The sequence below is a fragment of the Lacrimispora sinapis genome, assembly GCF_043633585.1.
GTDB lineage: Bacteria > Bacillota > Clostridia > Lachnospirales > Lachnospiraceae > Lacrimispora > Lacrimispora sinapis.
Genome location: NZ_CP141832.1, coordinates 2,149,619 through 2,172,145, shown reverse-complemented (window position 1 = coordinate 2,172,145; position 22,527 = coordinate 2,149,619). Strand labels below are relative to the sequence as shown.

The window sequence follows — 22,527 nt, the reverse complement described above, 5'->3', positions numbered from 1 at the left end:
GTAATAATATGTCATTCTGTGACACAGCAGGACGGAAAAAGACGATGAAAAAGTGGAATCATCCCCATGGTTTTGACAAATTCTGAAAGATATACTGGATATAATGTTCGTACAGGGCGGGAGGTGAATGCAGCAACGGAAATAAACCTGTACATAGATGTGTTGTTCTTGATTAATTTTACCATGGATTTATTGGTATTATCCATTGTAAGGCGGGGCATGAAATACCGTTTTATTAGGTGGAGAATGATTCTTGGGGCATTTTTAGGGGCGGCATGGGCCGTATTTGCCGCCGCTTTTCCGATATTGCCCTTATGGCTTGAGATGATAATTACCTATTTAGTCATCAGCACCCTGATGGTAATGACGGCCTTTGATGTGAAAAAACCAAAGGAAATATGCAAAGCAGTAGGAGCACTTTTTCTGGCCGCGGCCGTGGTGGCCGGAATAATGAATATCCTATATCAACATACGAAGGCCGGCTATTATATAGAACAGATTCTTAGGGGAAATGGCAGAAAAGCTCTCCCTCTTTACCGGTTGATTTTTCTTGCGGCAGGCGCTTACTTTGGGATTCGGTATTTGCTTTGGTGGATTCCGGGACTATGGAAAGAAAGGAGCAATTTTTTTGAAGTCACCATGCGTTACAGGGGAAAGGAAAAAAAAGTGACAGCTCTTCTTGATACGGGAAACCGGCTGTATGAACCCATAAGCCGCCGGCCCGTCCATGTGGTGACCTACGAAGCTGTTCGGGAGATCTGCGAAACAGTGACAGAGGTTATTTATATTCCCTTTGGAAGTGTTGGGAAAAGCAGCGGAGTGTTGCCCGGTATTTTTCTAGACGAAATGGAAGTGCGTCAGGGAGATGAAGTAAAAGTAATTATAAAGCCTCTGGTGGCTGTCTATAAAAAGACGTTATCCGTAAATGGTGAATACCAGATGCTGTTGCACGATGAGTAAATGTTTGATGTAAAGGAGAGAGTATCGACATGATAATAAAAGTTTCCGTACCAAACCGTTTCCAGTTTAAGGCAATTCCTACGTTCAGGACGCTTGTGATGCCGTCTCAGGGGGAGATCCATTACATCGGAGGAGCCGATATCCTGCCAGCGCCCCTGGACAATGAAAAAGAGGCGCAGATCATTGCACTTCTTGGCGGAGACGATGATCAAAAGGCAAAATCAGAATTGATCGAGCACAATCTCCGTCTTGTTGTATACATAGCAAAAAAATTCGATAATACCAGCGTTGGTGTGGAGGATCTGATTTCCATAGGTACCATCGGACTGATCAAGGCCATCAATACCTTTAATCCATCCAAAAATATTAAACTGGCCACCTATGCCTCCCGCTGCATTGAAAATGAAATCCTGATGTATCTGCGCCGGAACAATAAAACCAAGATGGAAGTTTCCATTGATGAACCTCTAAACGTTGACTGGGATGGCAATGAACTTCTGCTTTCCGATATCCTTGGAACGGACGAAGATGTTATTTATAAGGATCTGGAAACAGAAGTGGAGCGGAATCTGCTGAATACGGCCATCAGCCGTTTAAGTCCAAGAGAACGCAAGATTGTGGAACTGCGGTTCGGTCTGACGGATGAAGAGGGAGAAGAAATGACGCAGAAAGAGGTGGCTGATTTACTTGGCATCTCCCAGTCCTATATTTCAAGGCTGGAGAAAAAAATCATGAAGCGGCTGAAAAAAGAAATTGTCCGTTTTGAATAAGAATGTAGTATCATAAGGGTGTAGCAAAGAGGCGTAATGAATTTGGGAAAGGCTCTGTGGAGTCTTTCCTTTTTTATATAATTATTGAAACTTTTTTAGATTTATAACGTCTAATAAGTAGAACCTGGAGAGGAGGAAGAGATGAAACAAAAGATTGAAGCGGAAGCAGAGAACTTACTCATAACCAATTATGAGAAGTATTACAGGCTTGCCTACAGCTATGTAAAGAATGAGCAGGATGCCCTGGATATTGTCCAGGAAAGTGCATATCGGGCAATCAAAGAGTTGGATAAAGTAAGGGAGAGAAGTTTTCTATCAACCTGGATTTACCGAATCGTGATACATACAGCCATTGATTTTCTCAGAAATAGAAAGCGGATAGAGGTAAGCCTTCTGGACGTAGAAGCTCCTCATGAAGACCAATACCGGGAAGATGATCCGTTAGAACTTTTAACAGTCCTGGAAGAAAAAGACCGGACCATTGTCATGCTAAAATATTTGGAAGAGTGGAAGCTCGAAGAGATTGCAGAAGTAATGGATATGAATGTCAGTACCGTAAAAAGCAGGCTTTACCGTGCACTTAAAAAACTAAAAATAGCATTGGAACCGTAATTTACCTAAGAAAGGAGCCGTGATTATGGAATACAGTGACAAAGATAAGCTTTTAAAAATGAAAGACAGCTATGAAACTATTCCGGTACCCCAGGCTGCCCGGAACGCCGTGATAGATGGAATAGACAAAGGAAAAAGAGAAAAGAAAAAGATACAAATGATTAAAATTACCAAACGTTCAGCCGTGTCAGCCGCCGCCGCTGCTGCACTTATTACAATTATGGCAAATGCAAGCCCTGTTACGGCCAATGCTATGGAAGGGATTCCGGTTCTTGGCGCAATTGCCAAAGTTGTGACATTCCGTACTTTTGAGGATATGAATGAGAATTATGAAGCTAAAATTGACATACCTAAGGTTTCCATTGACAACAATGACAATTACAAGGTCAATCATTCCATTGAAGAATATGCAAACCAGCTCATAAGAGAATATGAAAAACAGGTTACAGAAAATCTGGCAGGCAAGGGGCACTATTCTGTGACTTCCGGATACGAAGTGGTAACGGATAATAAAAAGTATTTGTCTTTGCGGATCAATACGACCGTTATCATGGCCAGCGGTGCGGAGTATGTGAAGATATTTACCATAGATAAGTCTACGGGGAATGTTGTCACACTGAAAGATCTGTTTCGAGGAAAAGAAGATGTACTGAATGGAATCGGAGAAAATATTAAAAAGCAGATGAAAGAACAGATGGCTTCTGATGATTCAAAAATCTATTTTTATCACTCACAGGAACATGACGAAGATGGTTTTACCGGAATAAAAGGTGATGAAAGTTATTACTTTAATGATAAAGGGGAAATTGTGATTGTATTTGACGAATATGAAGTCGCACCTGGTTATATGGGTGCAGTAGAGTTTACCATACCGAACTCGGTAACCGGATTATAAGAATATGTAGGATAAGCCTGCCTTTGGATTCTAAAGGTGGGCTTATGCTTTGTATGGTTTTAAGACAGGTAATTTTTCATAGTCTTTAAAGCATTTTTTTCCAGACGGCTTACCTGGGCCTGACTGATATGGATCTCTTCGGCCACCTCAGTCTGGGTCTTGCCTTCAAAAAAGCGCATGTCGATGATATGTCGCTCTCTTTCCGGAAGCCGTCTCATTGCTTCGTTTAAGGAAATGTCCTCCACCCAGTTTTCTTCCAGATTTTTTTTGTCACTGATCTGGTCCATGACAAAGAGAGGATCTCCGCCGTCGGAATAAACCGGTTCATAAAGGCTGACCGGGCTTTGGATTGCGTCTAAAGCATAGGTTATGTCTTCCTTGCTCACGCCGATTTCATCGGCTATTTCCATGAGAGTGGGTTCCTTTAAGTTCTTTTTCATCAAATTTTCTTTGGCATAAATGGCTTTATAAGCGGTATCACGCAGGGAACGGCTGACACGTATGGAGTTATTGTCCCGGAGATAACGTCTTACTTCTCCGAGAATCATAGGAACTGCATAGGTGGAAAACCTGACGTTCTGCGTAATATCAAAATTATCAATCGCCTTGATCAAGCCGATGCACCCAATCTGAAATAAATCGTCCACGTTTTCGCTGCTGCCGGAAAAACGCTGTATGACACTGAGAACCAGTCTTAAGTTTCCTTTGATGTAATCTTCACGGGCTTTTTTATCCCCGTTAAGTATCCGTTTGAACAGTACTTCCTTCTCCTCGTTGCTCAGAAGAGGCAGTTTGGAAGTATTGACGCCACAAATTTCTACTTTGTATCCAGACATATCTTTCCCTCCGCATCATCTTTATTCTCTATAGAAATGATGTACTCAATGGAGGGCTTTTATACGATAGCGGGGGTAAATTTTATTTCCAGTTTTTGGTCGGTCCGGTTACTGATTATTTTTTTCGTATAAGATCAATAATCCTTTTAATAAAAGTGCGTCGTCCAAATAAATTTTATGACGGCACAGTGGGATGACGTTGGAGGCAAGTCCTCCGGTGGCAACAATGGTGGCAGTTGCTTTCAGCTCCTCCTCCATGCGGTCGATCACTCCGTCGATCATGGCGGCATTGCCGTAAAGAATTCCGCTTTTCATACATTCTATGGTGTTTTTGCCGATAATTTTTGATGGGCTGTTTAATCCGATGTAGGGCAGCTGGGCAGTCCGGCTGCTCAAAGAATCAAGGGATACCCGCAGCCCCGGAAAGATGATTCCGCCGGTGTAATTGCCTGCCTGGTCGATTACAGACATGGTCGTAGCGGTCCCCATATCAATGATTATAATAGGAGCGGGATAATTCTTTAAAGCGGCGACTGCATCAACAATTAGATCGCTTCCCACGGTTTTGGGGTTGTCCATCATTATGTTCAGTCCGGTCTTCATTCCGGGTCCTACTAAGAGAGGTGTTTTGCCTGTTATTTTTTTAACGGCAGAGCTGACAACATCCGTAAGCGGAGGAACAACAGAAGAAATGATTGCACCTTCAATGGCAGAAAGCGGGTAGTGGTGAATTTCCATAATGTCTTTTATATTAACCGCATACTCCAATTCGGTTTTTCCATGATTGGTAGTAACTCGCTCTACAAAATAAGTTCTGGTATTGTCGATGCCTCCTATGACGATATTGCTGTTTCCTAAATCAATGGCTAAAATCATAGAGGGAACTCCTTTTCAACTTTTTTTTCTTATGCTATACTGTAGAGTATCACATTTTTAGACGAAAAACAACGGGAGGCGCTTATGCTGAAAGGAAAAAATATTATTTTAGGAGTAACAGGCAGCATTGCGGCCTATAAAATAGCATCACTCGCCAGCATGCTGATGAAAAAGGGCTGTCATGTGCATGTCCTTATGACACAAAATGCCACGAATTTTATCAATCCGATTACTTTTGAGACCTTGACCGGCAATAAATGCCTGGTGGATACGTTCGACCGGAATTTCCAGTACAGCGTGGAACACGTATCACTGGCCAAACTGGCGGATGTGGTCATGGTCGCACCAGCCAGCGCCAATATAGTTGCAAAGCTGGCCCATGGGTTGGCAGATGACATGCTGACCACTACGGTGCTGGCATGCAAATGCAAAAAAATAATTGCACCGGCCATGAATACCAATATGTATGAAAATCCCATTGTTCAGGATAATTTAAAGATATGTGCATCCTATGGGATGGAGGTGATAAACCCGGCAGTCGGTTATCTTGCCTGCGGAGATACAGGAGCGGGAAAGATGCCGGAACCGGAGGTATTATACCAATTTATCGAAAAGGAAGCTGCATATAAAAAAGACTTGAACGGTAAAAAACTCCTGGTCACCGCCGGTCCTACCATGGAGGCCATTGATCCAATCCGCTATATTACCAATCACTCCACCGGCAAGATGGGATATGCCGTTGCCAGGGCAGCTTCCTTAAGAGGCGCAGAAGTGACTCTTGTGACGGGGAAAACAGAAACGCAAAAGCCGCCCTTTGTAAATGTGATCGAGGTCAAAAGCGCAAAGGAAATGTTTGATGCCGTAACCAGCCGCTATGAGGATCAGGATGCTATCATCAAAGCGGCCGCAGTGGCAGATTACCGGCCAAAGCATGCAGGAACTGAAAAGACCAAGAAAAAAGACGGTGACATGTCCATCGAGCTTGAACGGACGGACGATATCCTGAAGTGGCTGGGCAGCCACCGGAAGTCTGGACAGTTTTTGTGCGGATTTTCCATGGAAACACAGAATATGCTGGAAAATTCACGGGCAAAGCTTGAGAAAAAAAACATTGATATGATCGTAGCCAATAACTTAAAGACAGCAGGAGCCGGATTTGGAACGGATACCAATGTGGTGACCATTATTACCAGAGAAAAAGAAATGGAATTGGAAAAGATGACCAAAGAGGAAGTGGCGCATAAGCTTCTTGACGAGATATTTTCCAGGGAAACGGTGGATGGTTTCACCGACAGTGAATCTTGACTTATGGCAGGAATCATACTACAATAGACAAGACTTAGACGTATAATTGGAGGAACTATTTTTGTGAATATAGCGGAAGAAATTAAAAAGAGAAGAACATTTGCCATCATTTCCCATCCGGATGCAGGAAAGACCACACTGACCGAGAAGTTTCTTCTTTATGGAGGGGCGATTAATCTGGCCGGTACTGTAAAAGGAAGAAAAGGTGCCAAACATGCAGTTTCCGACTGGATGGAAATAGAGAAAGAGAGAGGTATTTCCGTCACCTCTTCCGTACTGCAGTTTAATTACGACGGATTCTGCATTAACATTCTGGACACGCCTGGACATCAGGACTTCTCTGAGGACACTTACCGGACACTTATGGCAGCCGATTCCGCAGTCATGGTCATTGACGGCTCAAAAGGTGTGGAGGCACAGACCATTAAGCTGTTTAAGGTGTGTGTCATGCGCCACATCCCGATTTTTACCTTTATCAACAAGATGGACCGGGAGGCAAGAGATCCCTTTGAACTGATGGATGAAATTGAAAATGTACTTGGAATCCGCACCTGTCCGGTCAATTGGCCCATCGGCTGCGGCAGAGATTTCAAAGGCGTTTACGACCGGCATAAAGAAACCATCACCACTTACCGTGCAGCCATGAACGGACAAAAGGAAGTGGAATCCACAGAAGTCAAGCTGGGAGATTCCGGTGTTGATGATCTGATCGGGGAAGCATTTCACAAGCAGCTGATGGATGAGATCGAACTGCTTGATGGTGCCAGTGATGAGCTGGACATGGAGCGTGTCAGCAAAGGAGACTTATCTCCCGTGTTTTTCGGCTCCGCATTGACAAACTTCGGTGTTGAGACATTTTTGCAGCATTTTCTTCAAATGACAACTTCTCCTCTGCCAAGGCTTACAACCACCGGAGTGGTGGATCCCTTTGAAGAGGATTTCTCCGCTTTTGTTTTTAAGATTCAGGCCAATATGAACAAGGCCCACAGAGACCGGATCGCATTTATGAGAATCGTTTCCGGTAAATTTGAAGCAGGCATGGAGGTCAATCACGTACAGGGCGGAAAAAAGCTGCGGTTATCTCAGCCCCAGCAGATGATGGCCCAGGACCGGAAGATTGTGGAAGAGGCTTATGCAGGAGATATCATCGGTGTATTTGATCCTGGGATTTTCTCCATTGGAGATACTCTTTGCAAATCCAGTGAAAAGTTTGAATATGAAGGAATCCCTACGTTTGCTCCGGAGCATTTTGCCAGAGTGCGCCAGATGGATACCATGAAGAGAAAACAGTTCATCAAAGGGGTTAATCAGATCGCTCAGGAAGGAGCCATTCAGATTTTCCAGGAATTCAATACCGGTATGGAAGAAATCATTGTCGGCGTGGTGGGAGAACTCCAGTTTGAAGTTCTGACCTACCGTCTGGAGAATGAGTACAATGTGGAAGTAAAGCTTGAGAAGCTTCCATATGAATATATCCGCTGGGTTGTGAATAGTAATGAAATTGATGTGGCAAAAATCCAGGGAACTTCTGATATGAAACGGATCAAGGATTTAAAAGACAATCCTCTTCTTTTGTTTGTCAACAGCTGGAGTGTGGGAATGGTATTGGAGCGTAATCCGGGACTGGAACTTTCTGAATTTGGCCGCAGCTAGATCCTGGAATGAAAAGACCGGTAATAATATAGAACATTTAAGGAGGAAGAACGATGAGTAAGATTGATGAAGTAAGAGCAGCTATGGTAGAGGCCATGAAAGCAAAAGACAAGCAGAGGAAAGATGCGTTATCCATGCTTCTTGCAGCACTGAAAAATTTTGAGATTGACAAGAAGGACCATACTCCGATTACAGAAGAAGAAGCCAATGCGATCGTGAAAAAGGAAATTAAGCAGACCCAGGAAACTTATGAGCTGGCACCTGCAGACAGAGATGATATCAGGGAAGAGGCAGCTCTTCGTATTGCAGTTTATAAGGAATTTGCCCCCGAGGATATGAGCGAGGAGCAGATCAGGGAAATCATTGATTCTGTTCTTGCTGAACTGGGCATTGAAGTTCCAACCCCGGCAGATAAGGGAAAGATCATGAAAGTCCTGATGCCAAAGGTAAAAGGAAAGGCAGACGGCAAGGTAGTCAATGAAGTTCTGGCAGGGCTGATGAAGTAAAGAAAAGAGGCGGTGTTTATGTATAAGAAGGAAATAGAAGAATATATCGAGGCGCATAAGCAGGAAATGCTGGAAGATATCTGCAGGCTGTGCAGGATCAATAGTGAAAAGATGCCTTATAAAGAAGGAATGCCTTTTGGTCCGGGCGCTTTTGAGGCTTTGACCGAAGCACTTGCCATGGCAGAATCCTATGGGTTTTCCATTAATAACTATGACAACTATGTTGGGACTGTGGACTTGAATGACAAAGACACACAGCTTGATATCCTGGCCCATCTCGATGTGGTTCCCGCTGGAGAAGGCTGGAAGGAAACAGAACCATTTGAACCTGTTGTAAAGAACGGAAAGATTTTTGGCCGCGGAACCTCGGATGATAAAGGGCCTGCAGTTGCATCTCTTTATGCTATGAGAGCCGTAAAGGATCTTCAGATTCCTTTAAGCAAGAATGTGCGCCTGATTCTTGGAACCGATGAGGAATGCGGAAGCTCTGACATCGCTCATTATTATGCAGTCGAAAAGGAAGCACCTATGACATTTTCTCCTGACGGAGCGTTTCCGGTGGTGAATACAGAAAAGGGCGGTCTGAACGGACATTTTACCGCAGAGTGGGAGCCTTCGGACAAACTCCCTAAGATTGTGGAACTGGATGCCGGAATTAAAGTCAATGTGGTTCCCGGAAAGGTATCCGCAGTCGTTGCAGGGATTGAGGAAACAATACTTCGCAAGGTTGCAGACGAAGTAGAAGTGACCACCAAGATCCGTTATGAGATTAAGATGGAAGGAGAGCGGGCTGTCATAACTGCCATTGGCAAAGGCGCTCATGCTTCCACTCCGGAGGAAGGCAACAACGCCCTCACCGGACTTCTTTATTATCTGTTAAAGCTTCCGCTGGCAGAATGTCCGCAGGTGACCATGCTTCGCAGACTCCATGATCTGATCCCTCACGGGGATACGAAAGGAAAGGCACTGGGCATCGCTATGGGAGATGAAATCTCCGGGGACTTAACGCTTGCCTTCAGTTTGCTGAAAGTAACAGATTCAGGTCTGGAAGGAACCTTTGACAGCCGCTGCCCGATCTGTTCCAATGAGGAGAATGTGCTTCAGGTAGTAAAAAAGAGAATGAAGGATCAAGGCTTTACTCTTCATAACGACTCCATGAGACCTCCTCATCATGTAGACCCAGATTCAGAATTTATAAAGACCCTTTTGAATGCGTACGAAGGCTATACCGGAAGAAAGGGCGAATGCTTGTCCATGGGCGGCGGAACCTATGTCCATGATCTGAAGAACGGAGTCGCATTCGGAGCCTCTATGCCGGAGACTGATAACCGGATGCATGGGGCGGATGAATTTGCCGTTGTAGAAGAACTTGTTGTAAGTGCCAAAATATTTGCACAGGTAATTGTCGATCTTTGTTCCTAAGAATTAGAAAATGATTCAACATTTTGAAATAGTATTGACAAATACAGGATGAAAGCGTAAAATACGCCTCATAAAACAATTCCTACTTTTACTATAGGAATCAGGGAAGGAGTAGCTGCCATGAATCAATCAAAAGCTATGCAGATGAATATGGATCGGATAGACGGCATGTGTATGAAGATGTGTTGTATGTCAGAGTGCGTAAAAAACCGATAATAAGTTTCATTTGTATGGATTGTGATTGAATTCGCCAGGATCAGCGAAACGCGGGAATTATCAGGTCGCAAGTCTGTGCAGGACTTGCGGCCTTTTTTTACCTGAAAGAAAGGAAACAGACACATGCAGTCAGCAGAACCAATCATAGAGCTGGTAGGGCTTGGTAAAGAATTTCATACCTCAAACGGTCCCATTAAAGCACTGGATGATATCAATCTTTCCATCGAACGGGGAGAGATTTTTGGAATAATCGGTTTAAGCGGAGCCGGAAAAAGTACATTAGTCCGCTGTATCAACTATTTGGAGGTACCAACCTCAGGAACGGTGCTTTTTGAAAATAAAAGTTTATCCGCCATGAGGCCGCGGGAGCAGAGACTGGCCAGGCAGTCCATGGGAATGATCTTTCAGCAGTTTAATTTGCTGGCCCAGAGGAACGTACTTCAAAATGTATGCTTTCCTCTTGAAATAGCCCGTGTGCAGAAAAAGGAAGCCGTGGACCGGGCCATGGAGCTGCTGGAGCTGGTAGGTTTAAAAGACCGGGCAAAGGCTTATCCGTCCCAGCTTTCCGGAGGACAGAAGCAGAGAGTTGCCATTGCCAGAGCTTTGGCAACCAATCCGAAGATCCTTCTTTGTGATGAAGCCACCAGTGCGCTCGATCCCAATACCACCAAATCCATACTTGGCCTGTTAAAGGAAATCAATAAAAACCTTGGAGTAACGGTTGTGGTCATTACACATGAGATGGCTGTAATAGAAGCGATCTGTGACCGGGTGGCGATCATAGACCAAAGCCATATTGCAGAAGTGGGAAGTGTTTCTGACATCTTCTCCGGTCCGAAATCAAAGATCGGCCGGCAGCTTATTTTAGGAGATGCCGCAGAACATGCGGTACGATTCGGCCATTCAAAGATGGTGAGAATCACTTTTGACGGTCGTTCTTCATTTGAACCGGTCCTGTCCAATATGATCCTTGCCTGCAAAGTACCGGTCAATATCATCCATGCGGAGACAAAAGATATTAACGGAACCGCCATGGGTCAGATGGTCATCCAGCTTCCGGAAGACGAAGTGGATCAGAACCGTATATTAAATTACTTAAAAACAGCAAAAATAACCCATGAGGAGGTGACGGATTATGATATTTGATGCAGCGACTTTTGATATGTTAAAGCTGGGAATATGGGAGACTCTGTTCATGACTTTTACTTCCTCCTTTTTTTCCTATCTGATTGGAATCCCTTTGGGAATCATTCTCATTGTCACTGATAAAAACGGCATTTATCCCATTCCGTGGTTTCAGAGAATTCTGGGACTGGTCATTAACCTTCTCCGCTCTGTGCCGTTTATCATTTTGCTGATTATGGTAATTCCTATCACAAAGGTCATTGTGGGAACCACGTTAGGTGCAAAAGCGGTCATTCCCCCGTTGGTCATTGCTTCCGCTCCTTATGTGGCCCGTGTGGTGGAGTCTTCTTTTAAGGAAGTGGACCCGGGAGTGATTGAAGCAGCCAAATCCATGGGGGCATCTACGTTCCAGATTATATGGAAAGTTCTTCTGCCGGAAGCAAAACCATCTCTTTTGGTGGGGGCCGCCCTGTCTGTGACCACCATACTTAGTTATTCTGCCATGTCCGGTTTCGTAGGCGGCGGCGGACTTGGAGACATAGCGATTAAATACGGTTATTACCGTTACCAGACAGGAATGATGTTTGCGACCGTGGTAATACTGGTTGTCATTGTACAGATCATTCAGGAGGCGGGAATGAAGCTTTCCAGAGTCAGCGATAAGAGAATCAAATAGTAACAGCCAAAGGCGTTACCATATAAATTAAAGGAGGAAAAATTATGAAAAAAACATTTTATGTTCTTACCGCAGCATTGCTTGCAGCAGGTGCTCTGACCGCATGTTCAGGAAAAAGCCAATCACCTGCTACAGCAGGAGAAACGAAAGCAGAAACTACGAAAGCAGGAGATACGACTGCGGCAGATTCCAAAGCGGAGTCTGACGGTGAGCTGAAAAAGATCGTTGTCGGCGCAACCCCTGCACCTCATGCAGAGATTTTAAAGGCTGCGAAGGAGGTATTAAAAGAAAAAGGCTATGATCTGGTCATAAAAGAATATACCGATTACGTCCAGCCAAACCTGGCTCTTGATTCCGGTGATCTGGATGCAAACTATTTTCAGCATCAGCCATATCTGGATCAGTTCAATGAGGAGAATAAAACCACTCTCATAAGTGCTGCCTCCATTCATTATGAGCCATTCGGTATTTATGCAGGCAAAACAGCATCTCTTGATGCCCTTGCAGATGGTGCTCAGATTGCAGTTCCAAACGATGTTTCCAATGAAGCAAGAGCCCTTCTGCTCCTTGCAGACAATGGTCTGATCGAACTGAAAGAAGGGGTGGGACTTGAAGCTACCAAGAATGATATCGTTAAGAATGATAAGAATTTAAAGATTGTTGAAGTAGAAGCAGCTCAGCTTCCCCGTTCTTTAGGTGATGTGGATGTTGCAGTTATTAATGGCAACTATGCCATTGAAGCAGGCTTAAAGGTATCTGATGCATTGGCTGTCGAAGATGCCAAGTCAGCTGCAGCGACCCGTTACAGCAATATCATTGCGGTTCGTGAGGGCGAGGAAAAGAGCGAAAAAACAACAGCACTTGTAGAAGCCTTAACAAGCGATACGGTTAAGAAATTTATTGAAGATACCTATGACGGAGCAGTTGTTCCTTCCTTCTAATAACGATACCAATAAAAAACGCTGCAGAGCAGGCATTTGTTGCTTTTGCAGCGTTTTATTTTGTCGGAAATAGATGAGATGCAAAAGATTAGTTTTACATATCCTGGTATTTATTGTATAATCTTTGTATTATGACAAAAAAAGGGAGTTGATAATACATGGATCAGGATCATCAAAACGGATATTACGACGGACCTTCTGCCGGTTTGGAGCAGGATACCCGTCCTGAGCCTTTAAAATTGGAAGAAGTGAATAGAGATTGGAATTATCAGGAGATGCCAAAGCAGCCGGTAAGATCATCTCAGAGCAACATGGCTCTGGCATCTCTGGTTATGGGAATTATAGGTATAGTTACTTCCTGTTGTTACGGAGGTTTCATATTCGGCAGCCTGGGAATCATCTTTGCACTTCTTTCCAAGACAGAGGACCGGTTCGAGGGCTATGCAATGGCCGGTTTGATCACCTCTGTCATCGGTATCGTGCTGGCAGTGCTGTTAGGAATTGTATTTCTCATACTTGTTGCTGCGGGGGAATATAACACAGGAGGTGCTTTTTAATGAAAACCACATCTGCAGAACTGAAAAAGCGGGCAAAGGCCAGATTAAAGGGCCGATATGGTCTGTGTGTCGGTACAGAATTGATCCTCTCTGCCGTTGCGGCTGTGTTTATTATGATCTATTTTATATGCGCGTTATTTATTGGGATTGCCAACGCATCGTTATTTATCGGCGGAAGCGAATCCGTAGCCGGATCTATTATCATGCAGATCATCATTGTTTTCTTTTCTATCATAATGATGGCAGCCATGGGGCTATTGGCACCTGGAATTTTAAAGCTATATTATCATATAAGCACAAACCGGAATCCTGGATTTTCAGACCTGCTTTTTGGACTGAAAAACAAACCTATGAAATTTTTGGGTCTTTATATGATCCGGGTATTAATCGGATTTGTATGTGCGATACCTTACCTTGTTGTGTTTGTGGTTGCAGTTATTACGGATTTTTTGCCGGTAATGGCAGTGCTTTTGGTTCTGATGTATGTTTTACTTCTGGCAGGTACCGTAATCAGTTCCATTTATTTATCCCAGTCCACGTATATCCTGATAGAAGCTACGGATAAGGGCGTGCTTCAAAGTGTTCGGGAAAGTGTTGAGATGATGAGAGGAAACAAGGGACGTCTCTTTTATATTTATTTAAGCTTTATCGGAATGATGATATTGGGATATTTCTCCATGTGTATCGGTTTCCTTTGGATTTTACCTTATATTCATGCCACCTTGACAGAATTTTATCTGGATATAAAAGAGCAGCAGACATCAAAAACTTATACCAGACTGCCGGAGGATTCTTACGAATCCATGAGGCATCAGGAAAATTGGTGATAAAACCGTGTCATACGGCTTTTATGCGCATAGAATACACTAAGCAGTGCAGGAGGTGAATTCTATGCGCATTTCTGATCTCAAGACAAAAGAAGTGATTAATATCTGTGACTGCAAACGTCTGGGTTATGTGGGCGATGTGGATTTTGATATGGAGTCGGGGTGCCTTTTATCCATAATTGTGCCTGGCCCCGGATGCTTTTGCGGATTTTTGGTTAGGGAAAAAGAATATGTCATTCCCTTCTGTGATATAAGGCAAGTCGGTCCGGATATTATACTTGTCAATGTGGATTTGGATAAAGCCACGGAAAAATGCGGGGTATAGTAGAAGATGGGCTTGCGAATCTGCGGAATGTAAGTTATGATATACATAATATAGATACAGTCCGTAAGACAGGAGGATAGAGGCGTGAAATGTCCATTTTGCAATGAAGCAGATACAAAAGTCATTGATTCCAGACCAGCAGATGACAATAGTTCCATCAGGCGGCGCAGGCAGTGTGAAAAATGCGGTAAACGCTTTACCACTTATGAGAAGCTTGAGACCATGCCTCTCATGGTAATTAAAAAAGATCGTTCCAGAGAGGTTTATGACCGTTCAAAAATAGAATCAGGAATTCTTCATTCCTGCCATAAGAGGCCGGTTTCATCCCAGCAGATTGATTTTATGGTTGATGATGTGGAGACGCAGGTGTTCAACCGGGAAGAAAAAGAAGTGGAAAGCACTGTCATTGGAGAACTTGTGATGAAAAAGCTCCAGGAGATAGACGAAGTGGCTTACGTCCGCTTTGCTTCCGTCTACAGGGAATTCAAAGATGTGAATACATTTATAGAAGAAATAGGAAAACTGTTAAAGAAGTAGGAGATTTATGTTAAAGACATTCTATCCCGATGAAGACGTGGTATCCACGTATGACATACCCTTTGAACGTTTATACAAAAGCGGAATCCGGGGTGTTATTTTTGATATTGACAATACGCTGGTTCCTCATGGTGCACCTGCAGATGAAAGAGCGAAAAATCTCTTTTTACATTTGCAGGAAATAGGGCTGAAAACCTGTCTCTTATCAAATAACAAAGAACCAAGAGTGGCTTCCTTTGCAAAAGCAGTGGGAAGCCCCCGTTATATATTCCGGGGGAACAAGCCTGGAATAAAAGGCTATCAGAAAGCCATGGAATTGATGGGAACCGATGTGAAAAATACGGTTTTCGTCGGCGATCAGCTTTTTACGGATGTGTATGGCGCAAAAAGAGCCGGAATACACAATATACTGGTAAAGCCCATTGATCCAAAAGAAGAAATCCAGATTGTCTTAAAGAGGGCATTGGAAGCCATTGTGTTATATTTCTATCACAGAGATAAAAAAGGTGATATATCATTTTAAAAGAACATTTTTCCGGGTAAAAGACCGCTTTTAGGGATATAATAAAAAGAAATCTAAAGAGCTGCTTTGCCTGGAGTTATAAGATGTGAGGAAAGGCAGCGCTGAGAACATGAAGATTTTGATATTAAACGGGCCAAATTTAAACTTTTTGGGAATTCGTGAAAAAGGAATATACGGCACCGAAGACTACGGGGCTCTGGTTTCCATGCTTACAAAAAAAGCGGAGACAGAAGGCCATGAACTGGAGATCTATCAGAGCAATTATGAAGGCGGACTGATAGATAAGATTCAGGAAGCTTATCATAATGGAACGGAAGGGATCATTATTAATCCCGGAGCGTTCACCCATTACAGCTATGCGTTAAGGGATGCATTGGGTTCCGTGGAGATTCCAAAAATCGAAGTTCACATATCTAATGTCCATAAAAGGGAAGAATTCCGTCATTTGTCTGTAACAGCGCCGGTATGTACGGGACAAGTTGTTGGTCTGGGACTGAAAGGGTATGTTCTTGCTATGGACTTTTTAACGGGCAAATAGTCCTGTTCGGGTAAGAAAATGGAGATATTTGCAAAAAAACGGTTGAAAATGCGTTTGTTATAGTATAGAATATAAAAGGTTAAGAAGAGAAATTCAAGGAGGAATATCATTTATGATATCAGCGGGTGATTTTAGAAACGGTATCACATTGGAGATCGAGGGTACTGTATATCAGATTATGGAGTTCCAGCACGTAAAACCTGGAAAGGGTGCGGCATTCGTAAGAACAAAGATTAAAGATGTGGTAAACGGCGGCGTTGTAGAACGCACATTCCGCCCGACAGAAAAGTTCCCACAGGCAAGAATCGACAGAGTAGACATGCAGTATCTGTATGCCGATGGAGATCTTCATAACTTTATGGATACAAATACTTACGAGCAGGTGGCATTAGGTCCTGACGTGATCGGTGATGCATTGAAGTTTGTGAAAGAGAATGAGAACGTTAAGGTATGTTCTTACAATGGTAAAGTATATTCTGTAGAACCTCCGTTATTTGTGGAGCTGGTGATCACAGACACAGAACCAGGATTTAAGGGAGATACCGCACAGGGAGCTACAAAGCCAGCTACTGTTGAGACCGGAGCCGTTGTATATGTTCCTCTTTTTGTAGAGCAGGGGGATAAGATTAAAATCGATACACGTACTGGTGAATATATGTCAAGAGTTTAATCAGAATGAAAAAAGGACCGGGAAGCCCGGTCTTTTTTGCTTTAAAAAGAATTCAGGAAAGACTGGAAGAAACCATACAAAAGAATTTGATTTTTAACCTTATTTGTAATATAATTAATATTTAGCTTATAAATATCTGGATATAGAAAAAGGAGACCAGGAACGGATGAAAAAGATTCTTGATTTGATTACGGCAGAGATGAAAGCTGCATTTGCGGAGTGCGGATATGAGGAAGCCTATGCAAAGGTTACTTTATCCAACCGCCCGGATCTTTGTGAATACCAGTGCAACGGAGCCATGGCAGCAGCAAAGGCTTATAAAAAGAAACCGTACGATATTGCAGCAGAAGTAGTGGCTAAGCTTTCTGACAGCCCCGTTTTTTCTGCAGTGGACGCAGTGATGCCGGGATTTATCAACTTAAAGATTAATTCCGGCTATCTGGCAGACTATATGAATGGTATGGCAGGAGAAGACCAGTGCGGGTGCGAAAAGGTGGAAAACCCGCTGACCATTGTGGTGGATTACGGCGGAGCCAATGTGGCGAAGCCTCTCCATGTGGGACATCTCCGTCCTGCCATCATCGGGGAAAGCATAAAAAGGCTGGGACGCTTTTTGGGCCATCATGTCATTGGCGATGTCCATCTTGGAGACTGGGGACTTCAGATGGGTCTTATTATTGAAGAATTAAAGGACAGAAAACCGGAACTTCCTTATTTTGATGACTCCTTTGAAGGAGAATATCCGAAAGAACCGCCATTTACCATCAGCGAGCTGGAGGAGATTTATCCGGCTGCAAGCATAAAATCAAAAGAAGATGAAGCATTCAGCAAAAGAGCCCATGATGCGACTTTAAAGCTTCAAAACGGCTATAAACCATATCGTGCCATCTGGCAGCATATTCTTAACGTATCCGTCGCAGATTTAAAGAAAAACTATGGGAATCTGGATGTTTCCTTTGATCTTTGGAAGGGCGAAAGCGATGCGGAACCTTATATTCCGGGACTGATCAAGGAACTGCAGGACAAAGGACTTGCCTATGAGAGCCAGGGCGCACTGGTGGTAGACATTGCAGAAGAGGGGGATTCCAAAGAACTTCCTCCATGTATTGTCCGCAAATCCGATGGAGCGGCTCTTTACTCCACCTCTGATCTTGGAACGATTATTGAGCGGGAACGGGATATTAAACCGGACTGGTACATCTACATTACAGATAAACGTCAGGAACTTCACTTTATACAGGTGTTCCGTGTGGCAAAGAAGGCAGGATTTACGGCTCCGGATAAGAAGATGTCCCACCTTGGCTTTGGGACCATGAATGGAAAGGATGGAAAGCCGTTTAAGACAAGAGACGGAGGCGTAATGCGTCTGGAAACCATGATTGAAGATATCTGCCAGGCTGCCTATGAAAAAATCTTGGAAAACAGGACGGTTTCAGAAGACGAAGCCAGAGAGACTTCCAAGATCGTAGGACTTGCGGCTTTAAAGTACGGGGATTTGTCCAATCAGGCATCTAAGGATTATATATTTGATATGGACCGCTTTGTGTCCTTTGAAGGGAATACAGGACCCTATATCCTTTATACCATTGTACGGATAAAATCAATTCTTGCAAAGTACCAGGAGCTGGATGATAAGTATGAGGGGGAAGTGCGGATTCTTGCACCGGTTTCCGGAGCTGAAAAGGATTTGATGCTGCAGCTTTCCCGTTATAATGAGATCATGGAAACAAGTTTTGCAGAGCTTGCTCCTCATAAAATATGTCAGTATATCTATGAGCTTGCCAATGCATTTAACCGGTTTTATCACGATACAAAGATTATTTCCGAAGAAAATAAAAAACAGCAGGCTTCCTGGGTGCGTTTGATCAGTCTAACCAAGGATGTGTTGAACGAATGCATCTATGTGTTAGGGATTGAAGCTCCGGAACGAATGTAAGCAGCGAACGGATGTGAAGGGTTATGAAAGTATCACATATGACGACAAATGCCTTTTGGAAAGGTGAATCAGGCGTCAGAGCGGTAGTTGAGGATCAGGGAAATGAATATAAGGCAAGTTTGCATATCAAGGGTAGTCAGGTAATCGACTACTCTTGTTCCTGTGCCCTGGGGAATTCTTACCGGGGGATGTGTTCTCACTGTCAGGCACTTTTTTCTGCATACAAAGCCCAGGAGATGGAAAATCAGGGCAGGATGGTAACTACTTCCCAGCAGGCCAGAGCCATGATCCGGGAATACACCAATCGGGAAGTGGCCCGCATCATGAGCGAAGAAGAAGGGGAACAGATCAAGCTTTTAGTCGCTATGGTGGCCGGCCGCAGGGAAGTAAAACTGGAATTTAAATTGGGAAGAGACCGGCTTTATATGATCAGGGATCTTTCTGCTTTTGTAAAAGCGGTGGAGAGCGGGACCTTTGTGGAATATGGAAAAAAGTTATCCTTTCATCACAGCGTTTCGGCTTTCCTGAAAGAAAGCCGTCCTCTTTTGGAATTTGTCATGGAAGTTGTAAATACCTACTTAGAACACCACAAGCAGTTTCAAAAAAGCTCATTTTCCGCCAGTCCTGTCATGCGCTTTTTAAATTTAAGCCGTACCACTATCGACCGCTTTTTTCAAATCATGAAAAACAGGACTCTGGAAATCGAGGATTACAAAGGGCAGAAACGCCAGGTCGAGGTTACGGAACGTACTCCTGAGCTGACGGTAACGGTAAGAAGGGAAGGCAGAGAAGGTGTATCCGTTTCCATAGACAAAGATCTGATGGTATTTGAAGGCCAGCATCATCTTTATTTCGCAGATGCCCACTATCTTTACTGCTGTGACCAGTCCTGCAGCGAGGCTCTGGGGGTATTCTTTAAACAGATGATGGAAGGGTATGGCTTCAAATATGAGACTGAGATCAACAACAAGGACATGCCTCTCTTTTATGAACGTGTCTTAAAAAAAATTGCCGCTTACTGTACCATTGATTCCGGTGATCTTGATTTGGAACAATATAAGCCGGAGGAGTTGAAGGCCCGCTTTTACTTTGATTCCGACGGACCAAACAATCTGACTTTAAAGCCGACACTGTTCTATGGGGATTATTCCTTCCAGCCGGTGGAGGATGAACGGCTTCCCCGCACCGTATGCCGGGATGTGCCGGGTGAGTTCCGCATCAGTCAGCTGATAACCAAATATTTTAAATACAGGGAATATGATTCTTCTTATCCCGCCATCCGCAATGACGAAGAGGCGGTATATCGTCTGCTGATAGACGGAATACAGGAATTTATGAACTATGGAGAGGTTTACTTTTCAGAATCCTTTAAAAAACTAAAGGTATTGCCTCCGCCAAAGGTTTCCGTAGGAATCCGAAGCGTCGGCAACTGGCTGGAGCTTCATGTGGATACGGAGGGATTGTCCGGAGAAGAATTAAACCGTCTGTTATCAGAGTACAGTAAGAAAAAAAAGTTTTACCGTTTGAAGAACGGAGAATTTTTAAATCTTGATGATAACGGACTTCTTTCGGTTGCAAAGCTTATGGAAGATATGTCGTTGGACCTTTCTGATCTGGAAAATAAAACCTTCCGTCTGCCAAAGTACCGTGCCCTTTATCTGGATGGACTGCTGAAAGAGGGAAGCGGTATAACTCTATACCGGGACCAGCTATATAAAGCAGTGGTTCGTGGCATGAAATCCGTGGAGGACAGTGATTTTGAGGTCCCACAAGCCCTTCGGCAGATTTTAAGAGGATATCAAAAGACGGGATACCGGTGGCTAAAAACTCTGGATCATTACGGGTTTGGCGGTATACTGGCTGATGATATGGGACTGGGGAAAACCATACAGGTCATTTCCCTGCTGCTTGATGAGAAAGAAAAGCAGGAGTCTTCGGTTTCCCTCATCGTCTGTCCTGCGTCACTTGTCTATAACTGGGAGAATGAGCTTCGCATGTTTGCACCGGAGCTTAAAGTTCTGACTGTGACCGGTATGGCCGCTGACCGGGAGGAGATGCTTACCCATATGGCCGGGAATGATGTGCTCATTACTTCTTATGATTTGTTAAAAAGAGACATTCCGTTTTATGAAGGGAAGTCCTTCCGTTTCCAGATCATAGATGAGGCTCAATATATTAAAAATGCTTCCACCCAAAGTGCAAAGGCAGTCAAAGGGATCGAGGCCCAAAGCCGGTTCGCGCTGACCGGAACGCCCATTGAAAACCGCTTGTCCGAGTTATGGAGTATTTTTGATTACCTGATGCCCGGATTTTTGTTCAGCTACCAGAAATTTAAAAAAGAATATGAAACGCCGATTGTCAAAGACCAGGAACCTTCTGTATTGGAGAACCTGCACCGGCTCATCGGACCATTTATCCTACGGCGTTTAAAAAAGGATGTATTAAAAGAACTTCCCGATAAGCTGGAGACTGTGGTTTATTCCGCTTTTGATAAAAAACAGAAGGATATTTATACGGCCAATGCATACCGGCTGAAAAAAGAACTGGAACGGATGGAGGGAAAATCAGGAAAGGACAACATCCAAATTCTTGCCGAGCTTACCAGACTGCGGCAGATATGCTGTGATCCTCATCTGTGCTACGGAGATTACAGCGGGGAATCCGCAAAGCTTGAAACCTGTATGGATCTTGTGAGGAACGGAGTAGAGGGAGGTCATAAGATTCTTCTTTTCTCCCAGTTTACATCCATGCTTGAGATCATCAGCCAAAGGCTTAAAAAAGAAGAGATTCCATTTTATATTTTAACCGGAGCCACCCCCAAAGAGGAGCGTCTGCATATGGTCAACTCCTTTAAGGAGGATGAAATTCCTCTGTTTCTCATTTCTCTGAAAGCGGGAGGGACCGGGCTTAACTTAACAGCCGCGGATATTGTGATCCATTTTGATCCATGGTGGAATGTGGCGGCCCAGAATCAGGCGACAGACCGGGCCCACCGGATCGGCCAGGAAAAGCAGGTGTCTGTATTTAAGCTGATTACAAAAGGAACGATTGAGGAAAATATTTTAAAATTGCAGGAGTCAAAAAAAGACCTGGCGGAACAGATTATTACGGAGGGAACCATTTCCCTTAGTAATTTAAGCCGGGAAGATTTATTGGGTCTATTAAATGAATGAAAGGATGAATAAGAGATGAAAGTATTGATGATTAACGGAAGTCCACACAAAGAAGGATGTACCAACCGTGCGCTCACCGAAGTGGCAGGAGCCTTGAATCAGGAAGGGATTGAAACGGAAGTGATTCACATCGGGAACAAAGCCATCCATGGCTGCATCGCATGCGGGAAATGTGCGGAAACCGGCAGATGCGTGTTCCAGGACGATCCGGTCAATGAGATCCTTGATAAAATGGAAGAGGCGGACGGGCTTATTGTTGGCTCACCGGTTTATTATGCTTCTGCAAACGGTTCTTTGTTTGCCCTGCTGGACCGGCTTTTTTTTGCGGGAAGAGACTTCGCCTTTAAGCCGGGAGCAGCCGTTGCTTCCGCGCGCCGTGCCGGAACAACGGCCACCCTTGATGCATTGAATAAGTATTTCACCATTGCCCAGATGCCGGTTGTTTCCTCCAACTATTGGAATATGGTTCATGGAAGGGATGCTGCAGATGTGGAGCAGGATTTGGAAGGACTTCAGATCATGCGGGTTTTAGGAAAAAATATGGCATGGCTGTTAAAATGTCTGGAAGCAGGAAAAAACGCAGGAATCAGCCTTCCGGCCCAGGAAGAAAAAGCGTGGACAAATTTTGTCCGTTAAGATTTGAAAATC

23 protein-coding genes are annotated in these 22,527 nt (G+C 43.9%); 21 read left to right on the top strand and 2 right to left on the bottom strand.

The annotated features are described in order from the left end of the window. Positions 1-66 precede the first annotated feature (66 nt). From VIG27_RS10145 to VIG27_RS10130, 4 genes are all read left to right on the top strand, one after another. Positions 67-960 (top strand): sigma-E processing peptidase SpoIIGA, encoded by an 894-nt coding sequence (locus VIG27_RS10145; protein ID WP_394522376.1) that lies wholly within the window; start codon positions 67-69, stop codon positions 958-960. A gap of 29 nt (positions 961-989) precedes the next feature. Beyond that, a complete protein-coding gene (gene sigE, locus VIG27_RS10140) occupies positions 990-1,730 on the top strand; it encodes an RNA polymerase sporulation sigma factor SigE (protein WP_394522375.1) in 741 nt (246 codons plus the stop codon). Positions 1,731-1,871: 141 nt separating this feature from the next. Then, positions 1,872-2,342 (top strand): RNA polymerase sigma factor, encoded by a 471-nt coding sequence (locus tag VIG27_RS10135; protein ID WP_394522374.1) that lies wholly within the window; start codon positions 1,872-1,874, stop codon positions 2,340-2,342. A gap of 25 nt (positions 2,343-2,367) precedes the next feature. Beyond that, positions 2,368-3,237, top strand: a complete 870-nt coding sequence (locus VIG27_RS10130) for a DUF3298 and DUF4163 domain-containing protein (RefSeq protein ID WP_394522373.1) — start codon at positions 2,368-2,370, stop codon at positions 3,235-3,237. Between the two features lie 59 nt (positions 3,238-3,296). Here VIG27_RS10130 and sigG read toward each other — a convergent pair whose 3' ends face one another. Beyond that, positions 3,297-4,073: an RNA polymerase sporulation sigma factor SigG gene (gene sigG / locus VIG27_RS10125; RefSeq protein ID WP_394522372.1), complete on the bottom strand. Its 777-nt coding sequence runs from the start codon at positions 4,071-4,073 to the stop codon at positions 3,297-3,299. A 108-nt stretch (positions 4,074-4,181) separates the two neighbouring features. After that, a complete protein-coding gene (locus tag VIG27_RS10120; protein ID WP_394522371.1) occupies positions 4,182-4,949 on the bottom strand; it encodes a type III pantothenate kinase in 768 nt (255 codons plus the stop codon). 84 nt (positions 4,950-5,033) lie between these two features. Between VIG27_RS10120 and coaBC the strand changes: the two genes are divergently transcribed. From coaBC to VIG27_RS10035, 17 genes are all read left to right on the top strand, one after another. Next, positions 5,034-6,254, top strand: coding sequence for a bifunctional phosphopantothenoylcysteine decarboxylase/phosphopantothenate--cysteine ligase CoaBC (gene coaBC, locus VIG27_RS10115; RefSeq protein ID WP_394522370.1), 1,221 nt, complete (start codon positions 5,034-5,036; stop codon positions 6,252-6,254). Positions 6,255-6,317: 63 nt separating this feature from the next. Beyond that, positions 6,318-7,907: a peptide chain release factor 3 gene (locus VIG27_RS10110; RefSeq protein WP_394522369.1), complete on the top strand. Its 1,590-nt coding sequence runs from the start codon at positions 6,318-6,320 to the stop codon at positions 7,905-7,907. 53 nt (positions 7,908-7,960) lie between these two features. Beyond that, complete coding sequence (locus VIG27_RS10105) at positions 7,961-8,413, top strand: GatB/YqeY domain-containing protein (protein ID WP_394522368.1); 453 nt, start codon at positions 7,961-7,963, stop codon at positions 8,411-8,413. An 18-nt stretch (positions 8,414-8,431) separates the two neighbouring features. Further along, positions 8,432-9,835: a Sapep family Mn(2+)-dependent dipeptidase gene (locus tag VIG27_RS10100; protein ID WP_394522367.1), complete on the top strand. Its 1,404-nt coding sequence runs from the start codon at positions 8,432-8,434 to the stop codon at positions 9,833-9,835. Between the two features lie 339 nt (positions 9,836-10,174). Beyond that, positions 10,175-11,197, top strand: coding sequence for a methionine ABC transporter ATP-binding protein (locus VIG27_RS10095; protein ID WP_394522365.1), 1,023 nt, complete (start codon positions 10,175-10,177; stop codon positions 11,195-11,197). Then, complete coding sequence (locus VIG27_RS10090; RefSeq protein ID WP_394522363.1) at positions 11,187-11,852, top strand: methionine ABC transporter permease; 666 nt, start codon at positions 11,187-11,189, stop codon at positions 11,850-11,852. Before VIG27_RS10095 ends, VIG27_RS10090 begins: the two co-directional genes overlap by 11 nt. Positions 11,853-11,896: 44 nt before the next feature. Continuing rightward, positions 11,897-12,793: a MetQ/NlpA family ABC transporter substrate-binding protein gene (locus tag VIG27_RS10085; protein WP_394522362.1), complete on the top strand. Its 897-nt coding sequence runs from the start codon at positions 11,897-11,899 to the stop codon at positions 12,791-12,793. Positions 12,794-12,951: 158 nt separating this feature from the next. Continuing rightward, positions 12,952-13,350, top strand: coding sequence for a hypothetical protein (locus VIG27_RS10080; RefSeq protein WP_394522360.1), 399 nt, complete (start codon positions 12,952-12,954; stop codon positions 13,348-13,350). After that, a complete protein-coding gene (locus VIG27_RS10075; RefSeq protein WP_394522359.1) occupies positions 13,350-14,177 on the top strand; it encodes a DUF975 family protein in 828 nt (275 codons plus the stop codon). Before VIG27_RS10080 ends, VIG27_RS10075 begins: the two co-directional genes overlap by 1 nt. Before the next feature lie 64 nt (positions 14,178-14,241). After that, positions 14,242-14,502 (top strand): PRC-barrel domain-containing protein, encoded by a 261-nt coding sequence (locus VIG27_RS10070; RefSeq protein WP_394522358.1) that lies wholly within the window; start codon positions 14,242-14,244, stop codon positions 14,500-14,502. Between the two features lie 84 nt (positions 14,503-14,586). After that, complete coding sequence (gene nrdR, locus VIG27_RS10065; protein ID WP_394522357.1) at positions 14,587-15,039, top strand: transcriptional regulator NrdR; 453 nt, start codon at positions 14,587-14,589, stop codon at positions 15,037-15,039. 7 nt (positions 15,040-15,046) lie between these two features. After that, the gene (locus VIG27_RS10060) at positions 15,047-15,562 is read left to right on the top strand and encodes a YqeG family HAD IIIA-type phosphatase (protein WP_394522356.1); all 516 of its coding nucleotides are present in this window, start codon (positions 15,047-15,049) and stop codon (positions 15,560-15,562) included. Between the two features lie 109 nt (positions 15,563-15,671). Beyond that, the gene (gene aroQ, locus VIG27_RS10055) at positions 15,672-16,100 is read left to right on the top strand and encodes a type II 3-dehydroquinate dehydratase (protein WP_394522355.1); all 429 of its coding nucleotides are present in this window, start codon (positions 15,672-15,674) and stop codon (positions 16,098-16,100) included. 112 nt (positions 16,101-16,212) lie between these two features. Next, positions 16,213-16,770 carry an elongation factor P gene (gene efp / locus VIG27_RS10050; protein WP_394522354.1) on the top strand — a complete coding sequence of 186 codons (558 nt, stop codon included), beginning with the start codon at positions 16,213-16,215 and terminating at the stop codon, positions 16,768-16,770. Between the two features lie 166 nt (positions 16,771-16,936). Then, complete coding sequence (gene argS, locus VIG27_RS10045; protein WP_394522353.1) at positions 16,937-18,706, top strand: arginine--tRNA ligase; 1,770 nt, start codon at positions 16,937-16,939, stop codon at positions 18,704-18,706. A gap of 23 nt (positions 18,707-18,729) precedes the next feature. Further along, positions 18,730-21,879 (top strand): DEAD/DEAH box helicase, encoded by a 3,150-nt coding sequence (locus VIG27_RS10040; RefSeq protein ID WP_394522352.1) that lies wholly within the window; start codon positions 18,730-18,732, stop codon positions 21,877-21,879. Between the two features lie 15 nt (positions 21,880-21,894). Next, a complete protein-coding gene (locus VIG27_RS10035) occupies positions 21,895-22,515 on the top strand; it encodes a flavodoxin family protein (RefSeq protein ID WP_394522351.1) in 621 nt (206 codons plus the stop codon). Positions 22,516-22,527 lie beyond the last annotated feature (12 nt).